General features: G+C 69.5%; 11 protein-coding genes and 1 riboswitch. Of the genes, 5 read left to right on the forward strand and 6 right to left on the reverse strand.

Going from position 1 to position 13,190, the window contains the following annotated elements; genetic code table 11:
• Positions 1 to 190: 190 nt before the first annotated feature.
• Together WAF18_RS05540 and WAF18_RS05545 are read right to left on the reverse strand one after the other, a co-directional pair.
• Positions 191 to 1,042 (reverse strand): hypothetical protein, encoded by an 852-nt coding sequence (locus WAF18_RS05540; RefSeq protein ID WP_221187577.1) that lies wholly within the window; start codon positions 1,040 to 1,042, stop codon positions 191 to 193.
• A 105-nt stretch (positions 1,043 to 1,147) separates the two neighbouring features.
• Complete coding sequence (locus tag WAF18_RS05545; RefSeq protein ID WP_337244242.1) at positions 1,148 to 2,053, reverse strand: Hsp33 family molecular chaperone HslO; 906 nt, start codon at positions 2,051 to 2,053, stop codon at positions 1,148 to 1,150.
• Between the two features lie 129 nt (positions 2,054 to 2,182).
• Here WAF18_RS05545 and mtgA point away from each other — a divergent pair, with 129 nt between their 5' ends.
• Together mtgA and WAF18_RS05555 are read left to right on the forward strand one after the other, a co-directional pair.
• Positions 2,183 to 2,890 (forward strand): monofunctional biosynthetic peptidoglycan transglycosylase, encoded by a 708-nt coding sequence (gene mtgA, locus WAF18_RS05550; protein ID WP_337244243.1) that lies wholly within the window; start codon positions 2,183 to 2,185, stop codon positions 2,888 to 2,890.
• Positions 2,887 to 3,891: a glycosyltransferase family 2 protein gene (locus WAF18_RS05555; RefSeq protein WP_337244244.1), complete on the forward strand. Its 1,005-nt coding sequence runs from the start codon at positions 2,887 to 2,889 to the stop codon at positions 3,889 to 3,891. Before mtgA ends, WAF18_RS05555 begins: the two co-directional genes overlap by 4 nt.
• 3 nt (positions 3,892 to 3,894) lie before the next feature.
• On the opposite strand, the gene WAF18_RS05560 is transcribed toward WAF18_RS05555, so the two are convergent.
• The 4 genes from WAF18_RS05560 to WAF18_RS05575 form a co-directional block, all read right to left on the reverse strand.
• Positions 3,895 to 5,874 (reverse strand): AsmA family protein, encoded by a 1,980-nt coding sequence (locus WAF18_RS05560; protein WP_337244245.1) that lies wholly within the window; start codon positions 5,872 to 5,874, stop codon positions 3,895 to 3,897.
• A 111-nt stretch (positions 5,875 to 5,985) separates the two neighbouring features.
• A complete protein-coding gene (locus tag WAF18_RS05565) occupies positions 5,986 to 6,639 on the reverse strand; it encodes a hemolysin III family protein (RefSeq protein ID WP_337244246.1) in 654 nt (217 codons plus the stop codon).
• Positions 6,640 to 6,724: 85 nt separating this feature from the next.
• Positions 6,725 to 8,329, reverse strand: coding sequence for a peptide chain release factor 3 (locus WAF18_RS05570; protein WP_337244247.1), 1,605 nt, complete (start codon positions 8,327 to 8,329; stop codon positions 6,725 to 6,727).
• Positions 8,330 to 8,400: 71 nt separating this feature from the next.
• Positions 8,401 to 9,330: a peptidoglycan DD-metalloendopeptidase family protein gene (locus WAF18_RS05575; RefSeq protein WP_337244248.1), complete on the reverse strand. Its 930-nt coding sequence runs from the start codon at positions 9,328 to 9,330 to the stop codon at positions 8,401 to 8,403.
• 167 nt (positions 9,331 to 9,497) lie between these two features.
• A riboswitch (SAM riboswitch) is annotated at positions 9,498 to 9,626 on the forward strand.
• Positions 9,627 to 9,723: 97 nt separating this feature from the next.
• On the opposite strand from WAF18_RS05575, the gene WAF18_RS05580 reads away from it, so the two are divergent.
• From WAF18_RS05580 to WAF18_RS05590, 3 genes are read left to right on the forward strand one after another with little or no spacing between them, the layout of a single operon-like run.
• A complete protein-coding gene (locus tag WAF18_RS05580) occupies positions 9,724 to 10,779 on the forward strand; it encodes a homoserine O-succinyltransferase (protein WP_337244249.1) in 1,056 nt (351 codons plus the stop codon).
• Entirely contained in the window at positions 10,776 to 12,011 is a 1,236-nt protein-coding gene (locus WAF18_RS05585; RefSeq protein WP_337244250.1) for an O-succinylhomoserine (thiol)-lyase, read from the forward strand. Before WAF18_RS05580 ends, WAF18_RS05585 begins: the two co-directional genes overlap by 4 nt.
• Positions 12,008 to 13,096, forward strand: coding sequence for a homoserine dehydrogenase (locus tag WAF18_RS05590; RefSeq protein ID WP_337244251.1), 1,089 nt, complete (start codon positions 12,008 to 12,010; stop codon positions 13,094 to 13,096). Before WAF18_RS05585 ends, WAF18_RS05590 begins: the two co-directional genes overlap by 4 nt.
• The last annotated feature ends 94 nt before the right edge of the window (positions 13,097 to 13,190 follow it).

The following is a 13,190-nucleotide window of genomic DNA, read 5'->3' on the forward strand; positions in this document are numbered from 1 at the left end:
CCAGCAAGGTTGCAGCCGATACTAGCGAGGGTGAGAGAAAAATTAAAGGTCCGTTAACGAAATGCTTGCGCGGCGTGAAATCGCCTGAAGAGGCCATGCGAGGCCGGTCAAGCTGAATTTATGTTCAGCTTCGACGTGCGTCGGGGGTGAGGGAATCAAGACAAAAAAAAGGGCGCCGATGGCGCCCTTCTTACAGATCCTGCTGGTACCGGATGTACGGCACGGCGCCGTCGTCGTCGGGCAGGTCGGCCATGCGAGAGAACGGGTTCTTTCCGCGGGTGACGACGTTCTCGGCGCCGACGGTGAGTTGGCCGCTCCAGGGCGTGCGCCAGCTCACGCCCACACCCAGGCCTTCCCACTTGGGGAGCCCGGGGGTGTCGACGACCTGGCCGACGATGTTGGCGCTGAAGCGCCCGATGCCGCCGCCGACGCTGACGCTGCTGCTCGTCCACTGGTCGCTGAGGTCGGGCGGTGCGGTCGCCGACGGGATCAGGGTGGCCTTGGCGAGCGTCCCGGCCAGCGAGACGTACGCGTCGTCGCCAATGTTCTTTCTGGCGAACACGGTCAGGTCGTGGACGTCGACCCGGCCTGCGGAGCCACCACGTGCCGGCGTCAGCCAGCCCGGCAGCGTGTCGCGGCCTTCGCCGAAGGTCACGCCGGCACCACCGCCGGGTCGGCTGAAGGAGGCGGTCGCGGTGGCCCGGCGGTTACCGGGGGCCGGGTCGTCGAGCGAGGCGAGCTGGCAATTGCGCGCCAGGCTGCTGACTGCACCGTTGAAGCTGCTGCCGGGGCTGCACAGCAAGGCGAGCGAACTGCCGGGTTCCAGGCCGAAGGCGGCGTCGAATCGGTTCTCGCCCATGCGCCAGCGTCCGCCCGCCTGGTGCGGCGTGGCCGGTTCCAGAACGAGGAAGGCTTCGACTTTGCCGGAAGTATCGAGGACCGGCAGCACGGTCTGGTTACGCTTTTCCTGCGCATGCGCACCCGCCGCCACGCAGAGCGCGAGGGACGAGGCGAGCAGCAGTGGCGTCAAAGACAGTCGCATGGCCGATGTGACCCGATCGTTGCCGGGAAGTTCCCCAGATTCACCGACCCTACTCTAGAGGGTTTATGTTTATTTAACAATCCTGCCACTGTCCCGGCAGGGCCCCTACTGCAACCGGTCCGACGCCTCGCCGCTGGCCACCGGGGCCGCCAGCAAGTGCTCGATCTCGTCCGCGGAGAACCGGTAGACACGACCGCAGAACTCGCAGGTGACCGAGGCCTCGCCGTCAACGGCGGCCGCGCGGGCCTCCGTTTCGCCCAGCGAGACCAGCATCGCCTCCACGCGCTCGCGTGAGCACGAGCAGGCGAAGGCCAACGGACGTTCTCCGAGCACCTGTGGATCGTCGTCGGGAAACAACCGTGTCAGCAGCGTCTCCACGGGCCATCGAAGCAATTCGCTGGTCGAGAGCGTGTCAAACAGGATGCTCGCCCGGTTCCAGCCGTCCTCGTCGCCTTCGTCGCCCGGCAGCTTTTGCAGCATCAGTCCGGCGGCGTGGTCGCCCTCGACTGCAAGCAGCACGCGGGTCGGCAACTGTTCGGACTGGCGGAAGTAGTCCTCGAACGCGCCCGACAGCGATTCGGACTGCAGGCCGACCAAGCCCTGATACCGCATCGGGTCGCGGCCCTGTGCGGGGTTTTCGATCGTCAGCGCCAGGATCGCGTCATCGCCCAGCGTGCGCAGGTCGCGTGAGATGGTCTCTGCACCCGCCTCGGCGATCCGCGCAATGCCGCGGATGGTGCCGGCCGCGGTGCACTCGGCAAACAGCGCCCGCAGCGGCCCGGATGCGCGCAGTTGCACCGACAGCCGGCCGTCGACCTTGGCATGGCCGGTGAACAGCGCGGCGGCAGCACAGGCCTCGCCCAGCAGGACTTCGACCGAGGCGGGGTAGCGTGCGTTGGCCAGGACCCGGCGCCAAGTCTCGGTCAGGTGCACGCGGACGCCGCGCACGCCGGCGCGCTGGAGCAGGAAGCGGGACAGCCGGTCGCTGTCGGGAGCGGAGGTTTCGGTCATGAGGTCGTCGGGAAGCAGCGGCGATTGGCGGCATCGGGCGTGCCCGATACAGTGGCCGCCATGATGCAGTCGGTTCGAGAAGATGGGGGCGAGGGCGGCGCTGCGCAAGCAGGCGCTGGACATCGCGGCGTGGCGCCGCGTCGGCGTCGATGGCTGCGCCGGTTGCTGTGGCTGCCGGTGCTGGCGATCGGGTTCACGGTGCTGCAGGTCCTGGTGCTGCGCGTAGTCGATCCGCCGTTCTCGACGGTCATGGCACTCCGCCAGATCGAGGCCTGGACCGGCAGCGAGGGCGACTTCGCGCTCTATCACCAGTGGCGCGATCTGGACCGGATCGCGCCGTCACTCGCGGTCTCGGTGATTGCTGCCGAGGACCAGAACTTCGCGCGGCATCGCGGCTTCGATCTCGAGGCGATCGAGCGCGCCCGCGCGCACAACGCCCGTGGCCGCTCGACCCGGGGCGCAAGCACGATCAGCCAGCAGACGGCGAAGAATCTGTTCCTGTGGAGCGGGCGCAGTTGGGTGCGCAAGGGCCTGGAGGCCTGGTACACGGTGCTGATCGAACTGCTCTGGCCCAAGACCCGGATCCTGGAGGTGTATCTGAACGTTGCCGAGTTCGGTGACGGGATCTATGGCGCCCAGGCTGCTGCACGTGCGCATTTCGGCAAGGACGCGGCGCAGCTGTCGCGCGCCCAGAGTGCCCGCTTGGCGGCGGTGCTGCCGAGCCCGCGGCGCTACAACGCCGCCCATCCCGGGCCCTATGTCCAGCGCCGAGCGCAGTGGATCGAACGCAATGCACGCCAGATCGGCGGCGAGGCCTATCTGGATACGCTGCGATGAGCGCCGGCGCGTCGGCCGAGCGCCTGACGATCGTCATTGCCGCCTTCGACGAGGCGCGGTCGTTACCGCTGCTACACCCCAGGATCGCGGCGGTCATGGAGACGCTCGCCGACGACGGGATCGATGCAGGCGTGTTGTATGTCGACGACGGCAGCACCGACGGGACCTGGGAGGTGCTGCAGGGCCTGGCGGCAGGGGATCGGCGCGTGTCGCTGCTGCGGTTGTCGCGCAACTTCGGCAAGGAGGTCGCGCTGACGGCCGGCCTGGACCTGGTCACGGAGGGCGCGGCGATGATCCTCGATGCCGATGGCCAGGATCCGCCGGAGTTGATCCCGCGCTTTGTCGCGCTCTGGCGCCAGGGCTACGACGACGTCCACGGCACTCGGCTCAGCCGAGAAGGGGAGCGGTGGATCAAGAAGTTCACCGCGCACGTGTTCTATCGGGTGATGCAGCGGCTGGCCAAGACGCCAGTGCCGGCCGATACCGGCGACTACCGGCTGCTGTCGCCGCGCGCACTAGCCGCGTTGCGCCAGTTGCGCGAGCGTCATCGATTCATGAAGGGCCTGTTCGGCTGGATCGGGTTCAATCGTGTCGCGCTGCCCTACGAGCGGCATGCGCGCTTGGCCGGGCGCACGAAATTCGGCTTCTGGCGGTTGTGGAATTTCGCGCTCGAAGGCGTGACCAGTTTTTCGACCGCGCCACTGCGGCTGGCGACCTACGTCGGCGTGTTCACCGCGTTCGGCGCGTTCGCGTTCGCCCTATGGGTCATCGCCAAGGCGATGCTGTTCGGCGATCGTGTGGCCGGCTGGCCGACGATGATGGCGGTGATCCTGTTCCTGGGCGGCGTGCAACTGGTGGCGCTGGGCGTGATCGGCGAGTACCTGGGCCGGCTGTACGAAGAGTCCAAACAGCGACCGCTCTACTTGGTGCGCGATTGGCATCCCGCGGGCGCTGCCAGGCCTGCCGTCGACAATCCGGTCGACCTGCGCCACAGCGGATGAGGCTCACTTGGCGTAGGCACCGCCGCAGCTGCTGTCTTCGCCGCCGCCCAGTTCCAGGGTCGCCAGCAGCGCGGCAGGCGGGGCGATCGAACCGAGCGCGAGTGCGACCGCGCCGCGCAGGCCCAGGCGGGCCATGTCGGGGCGGAAGCTCGGATCGGCAAAGGTGCCACCGATAACCAGCGGCGAGCGCAGCGCGAGGATGCTGCGGTCCTTGGGACGCGGGCGTAGCTCCAGATCCAGCGTCTCCTGACCGAGATCGATGCGACCGTCGCCGACGATCAAAGTGTCGGTGGTGTCGAATGCGAGCGCGCGGCTTTGCATGACGCCCTTCTGCACGCCGAAGTCGGCGAATGCGCAACGCACCGGGATCTGCTTGTCCTTGCCGATCAGGTACTTGAGGGTCTCGTAGATGTCGATCCCGGCCAGTTCGACGAGCATGTTGCTGACCCGGCCCGCGCCCATGCCGACGGCGATATCGCCGTTGGCGCTGCCCAGCATTGCGGCCACCGAGTTGCCGGTGCCGGCGAGGTTGAAATCGCCGCCGATCTTGCCCACCGCCTGGTTGGCGAGGGCGGTATCGGGAAACAGGCCGCCCAGGTCGACCCGGCGGACGCTGGCCTGGAGCCGGGTGTCGATGACGTCCTTGCGCGCGTCCATGCGCACGGTCGAACGGATGTTGCCGCCGGCGACGCCGAAGTTCAGCGGATCGAGCCGGAGCAGGCCCGCCTCGAGCTTGAGGTGGGCGTCCATGTCGTCGATCGGCAGCTTCGGCGCATTGATGCGCTGCGCACGCAGGCGCACGTCGGCATCCATCGAGCGCAACTTGCCCAGCTCATAGGGGGTATCGGGAATCACCTTGCCCCGGGCGGAGAGGGCCTGTTCGCGCCGGACGAGCTCGGGATCGAGCGGCGCATCGCCTTCGCTATCGGGCGTGCCGCCGATGAAACCGGCCAGGTCGTCGAAGTCCAGGCGTCTGGACACCAGGTCGGCCTGCAGGAACGGGCGCTCACCGCCGACGGTGAAGGCGGCCGAGCCCGCGAGATCGCTCTGGCCGACCTTGCCGGTGAAACCGTCGTAGTGCCAGGTCTGGCCGTCGCGGGTCAGGCGCCCGTCGAGGGCGTAAGGCGGGGTGTCGGGCAGGGCGACCCCGACCAGCGGATACAGATGTTCCAGGTTGCGCCCCGACAGTGCGAACTGCAGATCGAAGTCGCGCAGCTCGAACGGTGCGGTGAGGCTGCCGCGCGCGTGTGCGTGGGTCGTGCCCGCAGACGCGCGCAGGTCGAGGTGGTAGGGCTTGTCTTCGTCCTGCAGCGCGAGCGGAGACTCGGCCACGCCTTCAAGCGTGAAGCCGTTGCCGCTCCACTGGCCATCGCCCTCGATCGCGATCGCAGGCGCCGCGTCGGCCCCCGCGCGCGAGGGCCGGCTGGCCAGGCGCACGTCCACGCGGGTCTTGCTCGGTGCGTCGACGAAACGCAGGCGCCCATCGTCGACCCAGAGGCGGCGGATCTGCATCGGCTCTCCGTCGCCATCGCCCATGTCGAACGTCCAGTTGCCGCCGCTCCCGTCCGGGTTGGTTTCAAGCAGCAGCACCGGGCGTGCCAGGCGGATTTCGGGCAGGCGGATGCGGCCGCGGAGCAGCGGGAAGACCTCGACCTGCAGTTCCAGCCGGTCCGCCGCCGCCATCGTCCTGTCCTTGGCCCAGTCGGCATTGGCGAAGCGCAGGCGATCCGCACGCACGGTGGTCACCCGGCCCAGGTCGACATCGAGGTCGCCGCCGATCTGCAGCACGCGCCCCGTCTGCGCGTGGACGATGCGCTCGACCGGGCGTTTGAACCAGTTCCAGTCCCAGAAGAGGATCAGCAGCAGCACCAGGACCGCGATCACTGCCAGCACGACGCGCCCCGGATGTCCGAAGAATGCGCCGCGCACGCGCGTGGCGTGCGAGCGCGGGGGCGGTACGGCAGTGGGCGTGGGATCGGTCATCGCGGCTCGCGTCCTGTTTGCGAGGCACCATCCCGCCGGCTCGATCAAGCCCGGGTGAATCCGTTGTGGCGTGTTCAGTCCGCGGATGCGACGCCACCGCGCGCCTTGGCTTCAGCGCGCCGGCACGACCTGGGCGAGCACCGCAACGTAGTGACAGACGCTGCCGGCGATGCAGAACAGGTGCCAGATCGCATGCGCGTAAGGGATCGACTCGCGCATGTAGAAGAACGTGCCCAGGGTGTAGAACAGGCCGCCGGCGATGATCCAGCTCAAGGTCCAGGTGTCGAGCGCGGCGGCGACCGGCCCGATCGCGATCACCACCAGCCAGCCCATCGCCACGTAGATCGCGGTCGACAGGCCACGGAAGCGCCCGGTGTAGAACAGCTTGAAGACCACGCCGGCCAGTGCCAGGGTCCAGATAGTGCCGAACAACCACCAGCCCAATGTGCCGCGCAGTCCGATCAGCGTGAATGGCGTGTAGGTACCGGCGATCAACAGGTAGATCGCGCAGTGGTCGAACACCTTCAGCCGGCCCTTGAGGACCGGGTGGTGGACGGCGTGATAGAGCGTGGAGGCCAGATAGAGCAGCAGCAGCGTGATGCCGAAGACGATCGAGGCGCCGAGTTGCCAGCCGTTGCCGAACAGCGCGGCGAGCGTGATCAACACCGCGCCGGCGGCGAGCGCGGCAGTCGCACCGAGGCCGTGGGTCAGCGCACTCGCGAATTCCTCGCGCTTCTCGCGCAGGGACGGGGCAGGGGAGGGCATGTTGGTGCGTCCGACGGGGGAGGGACTGGTCGGATTATGACCCCCGCGGCGCGGTCCTGTCAGACCGCGCCGGTCGAGCCGGCGGTCAGGCGGCCGGCATCGCGTGCGCATGCTCGCGCGTGGCCAGGAACTCGACGCCCGGCGCGCGCTCTTCGGCCAGTTGCAGGTTCACCCGGGTCGGCGCCAGGTAGACCAACTGATCGGCCGCGTCGATCGCGAGATTGCCTGCGTGCTTGTCGCGGAAGTCCTCGAGCTTCTTGGCGTCCGCGCAGCGGATCCAGCGCGCGGTCGAGACCTGCACCGGTTCGAAGATCGCGTCCACGCCGTATTCGTCCTTGAGCCGGTAGGCGACCACGTCGAACTGCAGCACGCCGACCGCGCCCAGGATCAGGTCGTTGCTCATCAGCGGCTTGAAGAACTGGGTCGCGCCTTCCTCGCTGAGCTGCGCCAGGCCCTTCTGCAACTGCTTGAGCTTGAGCGGGTCGCGCAGGCGCGCGCGGCGGAACAGTTCGGGCGCGAAGTTGGGAATGCCGGTGAAGGCGATCGGCTCGCCTTCGGTGAAGGTGTCACCGATCGAGATCGTGCCGTGGTTGTGGATGCCGATCACATCGCCCGGGTAGGCCTCGGCGGCGATCTCGCGGTCGCTGGCCATGAAGGTCAGCGCGTTGGCGAGCTTGAGCTCCTTGCCGCTGCGCGGGTGGAAGGCCTTCATGCCGGCGGCAAACCGGCCCGAGCACACGCGCATGAACGCGACCCGGTCGCGATGCTGCGGATCCATGTTGGCCTGGATCTTGAACACGAAGCCGGTCAGCTTGTTTTCCTGCGGCGCCACGGTGCGCGTGGTCGTGGCGCGCGGTTGCGGCGGCGGTGCGTGTTCGACGAAGAAATCGAGCAGCGGCTGGACGCCGAAGTTGTTGACGCCCGAGCCGAAGAACACCGGCGTCTGCCGGCCTGCGCGGTAGGCCTCGAGGTCGAACGGATGGCTGGCGCCCTGCACCAGCTCCAGTTCGTCGCGCAGGTCGGCCAGCATCGCCGGGCCGATCCGCTCGGCCAGGCCGGGCGCGTCCAGCGAGGGGAAAATCGTCGAGTCCTGGCGGGTGAAGTTGCGGCCTTGCTCGTAGAGATGCACTTCGCCGGTGAGCAGGTGCACGACACCCTTCAGGCGCTGGCCCATGCCGATCGGCCAAGTCACCGGCGCGCACTGGATGCCCAGCACGCGCTCGACTTCGTCGAGCAGGTCGACCGGGTCCTTGCCCTCGCGGTCGAGCTTGTTGACGAAGGTCATGATCGGCGTGTCGCGCATGCGGCACACCTCCATCAGCTTGATCGTGCGCTCCTCGACGCCCTTGGCGACGTCGATGACCATCAGCGCCGAGTCGACCGCGGTCAGTACGCGATAGGTGTCCTCGCCGAAGTCGGCGTGGCCGGGCGTGTCGAGCAGGTTGACGATGCGGCCCTCGTAGGGGAACTGCATCACCGAGCTGGTAACCGAGATGCCGCGCTCCTTCTCCAGCGCCATCCAGTCGGACGTCGCGTGACGGGCGGCCTTGCGCCCTTTGACCGAGCCGGCCATCTGGATCGCGCCGCCGAACAGCAGCAGCTTCTCGGTGAGGGTGGTCTTGCCGGCGTCCGGGTGCGAGATGATCGCGAAGGTACGGCGGCGGGCGGCTTCGGTGGCGACGTCGGGCATGCAGGCGGCGCACGCGCGCGCGTGCGGTCTCGAGGCTTCGGGAAGCCGGCGATTATACGCGGCGGGTCGGCTTAGTCCGGTGCGGGCTGGGCGAAGCGCAGGACCCCGCCGGGGCCGAACATGCGGAACGGCAGCGATTCCAGGCGCAGGCCGCGGTTGGCCTGGACCGCGAAATGCAGGTGCGGCCCGGTACTGGCGCCAGTGTTGCCGGAAAAGCCAAGGATCTGGCCGCGGCGCACGTGTTCGTCCGGAGCGACGATCACGCCGCCGCGTTGTAGGTGCGCATACAGCGCCATCGTGCCGTCGTCGTGCAGCACCCGCACGAAGTTCGCGCGGGCCGGGTCGTCGTGCGCCGCGACGAGGCGCGTGCTGCCCGAAATCCCGGCCTCGACCTGCATGACCGTGCCGTCGCGTGCGGCCAGCACCGGCGTGCCTGCGTCGACCGCGAAGTCCACGGCGTAGGCGTGCTCAGGATCGTGATGGCTGAAGCCGCCGCCGAAGCCCTGGGCGATCCGCAGCGGCGCGCCGCGCAGCGGGTAGGCGTACTCGACATCGCGCGGGCGAGCGCTGGGATGGCCGGGCACGGCCCGCAGCGTGAGGTCGACCGCGCCGTCGGCGGCATCGGGCAGCCAGGCAACGAGCGTGCGGCCATGGGCCGGAACGGTCGCGCGGGCTGGCAATGGCGGGTCGCTGCCCGGTGTCGCGCCGTCGGCGGTCAGCAGCACTTCCACCGGACCGGCCAGGGTGTTCTCCGCGACGATGCCCACGCGCCCCGCGGCGGGTTGCCGGTGCAGTCGGACCGCTGGCGAGGCTGTCGCCGGCGACCCCTGCGGGGGCGCGGAAGACGGCGCCGGCCAGGCGGCGCTGGACGGCGTCTGGGCCGAGACGACGAGGGGCAGCGCGAGCGCCGCGCCGACGAGGCTGCCTGCAAGCACGGCATCGATGACCGGGCCGAGGCGTCTGGCGCGTGGGGCCGGGTCGGAAAGGGACGGGCGGCGCATGCGCGCGATTATGCCGGGCGCTCGCCGGTCGCCGATGCCTCGCTGCACCGTGGCCTCGGCTGTATCGGCGGCAAGGCGTCGGATCCTGCGATCGCCTGCCGTGAATTCCATCGCTGCATCCGGATGAAGCGATTGACATGGCGTGCAGGGGCTGGCAACCTGCGTGACATCCATCGAGACCGGCGGAGGGACAGGCCCTTTGATGCCGGGGCAACCTGATGGGATCCACGCGTCGCGTGGGCCCCGTCGCGGTGCCAAGTCCTGCGGGGACCTGTGCGTCCACCGGAAGATGGTCATGCGTCGCTTCGGCATCGAGGCGATGCATCCGCCGAGTCGGCGGCTTCCGGCATCCCCCCGCAAGACGCGATGGTCCGTTCCCATCTGGACATCGCCATGAGTCTTGTCGACACCGCGCCCCGCCATTCCGACGCCGGCCCCGATCCGGCGTTCGTGCCCACGTCGCCATCGAACGCCGCGACCGGAGACCGCGCTCTGCGCGGCCGCATCGATGTCGCGCTGCCGATGCGCCACGCCGGTTTGCGCCACGTCGGTCTGCGCTATGAACTGCGCGGCACGCCAGGTGCGCCGGTGGTGTTCGTAGCCGGCGGGATCTCCGCGCACCGTCATGTCGCCTCGAGTACCTCGTATCCCGAGCCGGGCTGGTCCGAGGCGCTGCTTGGTGCGGGCCGTGCGCTGGACCCTGCCTGCGTGCAGGTGCTGGCCTTCGATTTCATCGGCGCCGACGGCGCACTCGATGCCCCGATCGACACCACCGACCAGGCCGATGCGGTCGCCGCGCTGCTCGACGCGCTCGACATCCCGGTGCTGCACGCCTTCGTCGGCTACTCCTACGGTGCGCTGGTCGGGCTGCAGTTCGCGGTGCGCCACGGCGGCCGGCTGCGGCGGCTGGTCGCGGTCAGCGGCGCGCATCGCGCGCATCCCTACGCCGCGGCGTGGCGTGCGCTGCAGCGCCAGACCGTCGCACTGGGCCAGCTGCAGTGCGCCGATGCGCAAGGCCTGTCGCTGGCCCGGCAATTCGCGATGCTCAGCTATCGCACCCCTGAAGAATTCGCAGAGCGCTTCGACGCCGCACCCGAAGTCGTCAACGGCCGTGTGCGTGTCGCCGCCGAGGACTATCTCGACGCCGCGGGCGCGCGCTATGTCGCGCGCACGCCGGTTGCCGCGTGGCTGCGGCTATCCGAATCGATCGACCTGCACCGGATCGAGCCGACCCAGGTCCGGGTGCCTACCACCGTCGTCGCCGTCGAGGGCGACCGGTTGGTGCCGCTGGCCGACGCGGTGACGCTGCTCGAGGGCCTCGGACCGAACGGCCGGCTGCGCGTGCTGCGCTCGCCCTACGGCCACGACGCCTTCCTCAAGGAAACCGATCGCATCGACGCCATCCTGGCCGTCGCACTGCGCGACACCGACCACGGAGATCCCGCATGAGCATCCAGAGCCCGTCCTTCGATCCGGCCGCGTGCCGCCCCAGCACGCGTGCGGTGCGCGCCGGCATCGACCGCGATCCGGCCTACGGCGCGGTGACCCCTCCGATCGTGCTGTCGAGCAACTTCAGCTTCGAGGGCTTCGAGCGCAAGCGCGAGTACGACTACACGCGCAGTGGCAATCCCACCCGCGACCTGCTCGGCGAGGCGCTGGCCGCGCTCGAAGGCGGTGCCGGCGCGGTGGTCACGTCGACCGGCATGGCCGCGATCACGCTGGTGCTCAACGCGCTGCTGCAGCCCGGCGACCGGCTGGTGGTGCCGCATGACGCCTACGGCGGCAGTTGGCGGCTGTTCGATGCGCTGGCACGCAAGGGGCATTTCGAGCTGGTCACCGCCGATCTCACCGACCCGCGCGCGCTGGCCGAGGCGCTGGCCTGCGGGCCGAAGCTGGTGCTGATCGAGACCCCCTCCAATCCCTTGCTACGCATCACCGACCTGCGTTTCGTCATCGAGGCCGCGCAGCGCGCCGGTGCGCTGACGGTGGTCGACAACACCTTCCTGTCGCCTGCGCTGCAGCGGCCGATCGCGTTCGGCGCCGACGTGGTGCTGCACTCGACGACCAAGTACATCAACGGCCACAGCGATGTCGTCGGCGGCGCGGTCGTCGCGCGCCATGCCGAGGTGCACGCGCAACTGGCGTGGTGGGCGAATGCGCTGGGCATCACCGGCTCGCCGTTCGACAGCTTCCTGACCCTGCGCGGGCTGCGCACGCTCGATGCGCGGCTGCGCGTGCACCAGGAGAACACCGCTGGCATCGTCGCGCTGCTGGATGCGCATCCGATCGTGGCGAAGGTGCATCACCCGGGCCTGGCCTCGCACCCCGGGCACGCGGTCGCCGCGCGCCAGCAGTCGGGATTCGGCGCGATGCTGTCGTTCGAGCTGTCGGGTCCCGATCCGCGCGCGGCGGTGCGTGCGTTCGTCGAGGGCCTGCAGTACTTCACGCTGGCCGAGTCGCTGGGCGGCGTCGAGAGCCTGGTCGCGCATCCAGCGACGATGACCCATGCCGCGATGAGCGCGCAGGCGCGCGAGGCGGCCGGCATTTCCGAAGGTCTGCTGCGGCTGTCGGTCGGCATCGAGGCGCTCGACGACCTGCTTACCGACCTGCAGGCAGCGCTGGCGCGAGCGGCCACGGTCGCCGACCAGGCGCCGGCAATCCGCGCCGGAGCCGACGCATGAGCACGGTCGTCGCCTTGCGCCGTGCGCGCCGGACGCAACCGCAGCCCGCTCGGCTCGCGTTGCTGGGCACCGGTACTGTCGGCAGTGCCTTCGTCGCGCGCTACCAGCGGCTGGCCGCGCAGGGCCTGGCGCTGCCGGCCTTGGCGCGGATCTGCAATTCGCGCACGCAGATCGCCTGCGGCGACGATCCGGTGGCGGTGCTCGAACAGGCGCGTGTCGCGGCGACCCGACGCAACGGCTTTCCGCCCTGGGCCGAGGGCGAGAGTCCGCGGCCGGGCGACATCGTCGTCGATGCGACCGCCAGCGAGACCGTCGCCGACTGGCATCCCGAGTGGCTCGCGCGCGGAGTCCACGTGGTCACCGCCAACAAGCTCGGTACCGGCGGCGAACTCGGCCGGGCGCAAGCGATCGCCGAGGCGGCCGGCAGCGAAGGTGGCGGCCGCTATGGCGACAGCGCCACGGTCGGTGCGGGATTGCCGTTGCTGCGCAGCCTGCGCGCGCTGGTCGCCGGCGGCGACCGCATCCACGCGGTCGAAGGGGTGTTGTCGGGATCGCTGGCCTGGTTGTTCGCCCGGTTCGACGGCAGCCAGCCGTTTTCGACTCTCGTGCAGGAGGCCCGCGCTGCCGGCTTCACCGAGCCCGATCCGCGCATCGATCTGTCAGGCGAGGACGTGCGCCGCAAGCTGTTGATCCTGGCGCGGGCGGCGGGGCTGCCGCTGTCGGCGCATCAGGTCGCAGTCGAATCGCTGGTGCCGCCGGCATTGGCCGCACGCGAGGTTGGGGCGCTCGAGGGCGGGTTCGCCGAGCTCGACACCGCGCTCGCCGCGCGCTGGGCCGCAGCGTCCGCGGAAGGATTGCGGTTGTGCGTGGTGGGACGTTTCGATGCGCTCGGCGGCGCCAGCGTCGGTCTGCGTGCATTGCCGGCGCATCACCCGCTGTGCGCCGGCGGCGGAACCGACAACCGGGTTGCGATCCACAGCGATCGCTATCGCGAACAGCCGCTCGTGATCCAGGGCCCCGGGGCCGGTGCGGAAGTGACAGCAGCAGCATTGCTCGACGACGTCCTGGCCTGCGCGCGACCCTGACCCGCTCAAGCCTGGGGCAAACCCTAGATCGGGTGCACCCCGATGGCAGGAAGCTGAACGGCGCGCTGAAATGGCGTCATTCAGTTTCCATGTC

This window comes from Luteimonas sp. gir, assembly GCF_037198055.1.
GTDB classification, from domain to species: Bacteria; Pseudomonadota; Gammaproteobacteria; order Xanthomonadales; family Xanthomonadaceae; genus Luteimonas; species Luteimonas citri_A.

Excerpts from the sequence above, each read along its gene's own strand:
- WAF18_RS05545 (WP_337244242.1), bottom strand. The coding sequence starts at position 2,053 with ATGACCGAAACCTCCGCTCCCGACAGCGACCGGCTGTCCCGCTTCCTG.
- WAF18_RS05575 (WP_337244248.1), bottom strand. The coding sequence starts at position 9,330 with ATGCGCCGCCCGTCCCTTTCCGACCCGGCCCCACGCGCCAGACGCCTC.
- WAF18_RS05560 (WP_337244245.1), bottom strand. The coding sequence starts at position 5,874 with ATGACCGATCCCACGCCCACTGCCGTACCGCCCCCGCGCTCGCACGCC.
- WAF18_RS05565 (WP_337244246.1), bottom strand. The coding sequence starts at position 6,639 with ATGCCCTCCCCTGCCCCGTCCCTGCGCGAGAAGCGCGAGGAATTCGCG.
- WAF18_RS05585 (WP_337244250.1), top strand. The coding sequence starts at position 10,776 with ATGAGCATCCAGAGCCCGTCCTTCGATCCGGCCGCGTGCCGCCCCAGC.
- WAF18_RS05540 (WP_221187577.1), bottom strand. The coding sequence starts at position 1,042 with ATGCGACTGTCTTTGACGCCACTGCTGCTCGCCTCGTCCCTCGCGCTC.
- WAF18_RS05555 (WP_337244244.1), top strand. The coding sequence starts at position 2,887 with ATGAGCGCCGGCGCGTCGGCCGAGCGCCTGACGATCGTCATTGCCGCC.
- WAF18_RS05590 (WP_337244251.1), top strand. The coding sequence starts at position 12,008 with ATGAGCACGGTCGTCGCCTTGCGCCGTGCGCGCCGGACGCAACCGCAG.
- WAF18_RS05570 (WP_337244247.1), bottom strand. The coding sequence starts at position 8,329 with ATGCCCGACGTCGCCACCGAAGCCGCCCGCCGCCGTACCTTCGCGATC.
- WAF18_RS05580 (WP_337244249.1), top strand. The coding sequence starts at position 9,724 with ATGAGTCTTGTCGACACCGCGCCCCGCCATTCCGACGCCGGCCCCGAT.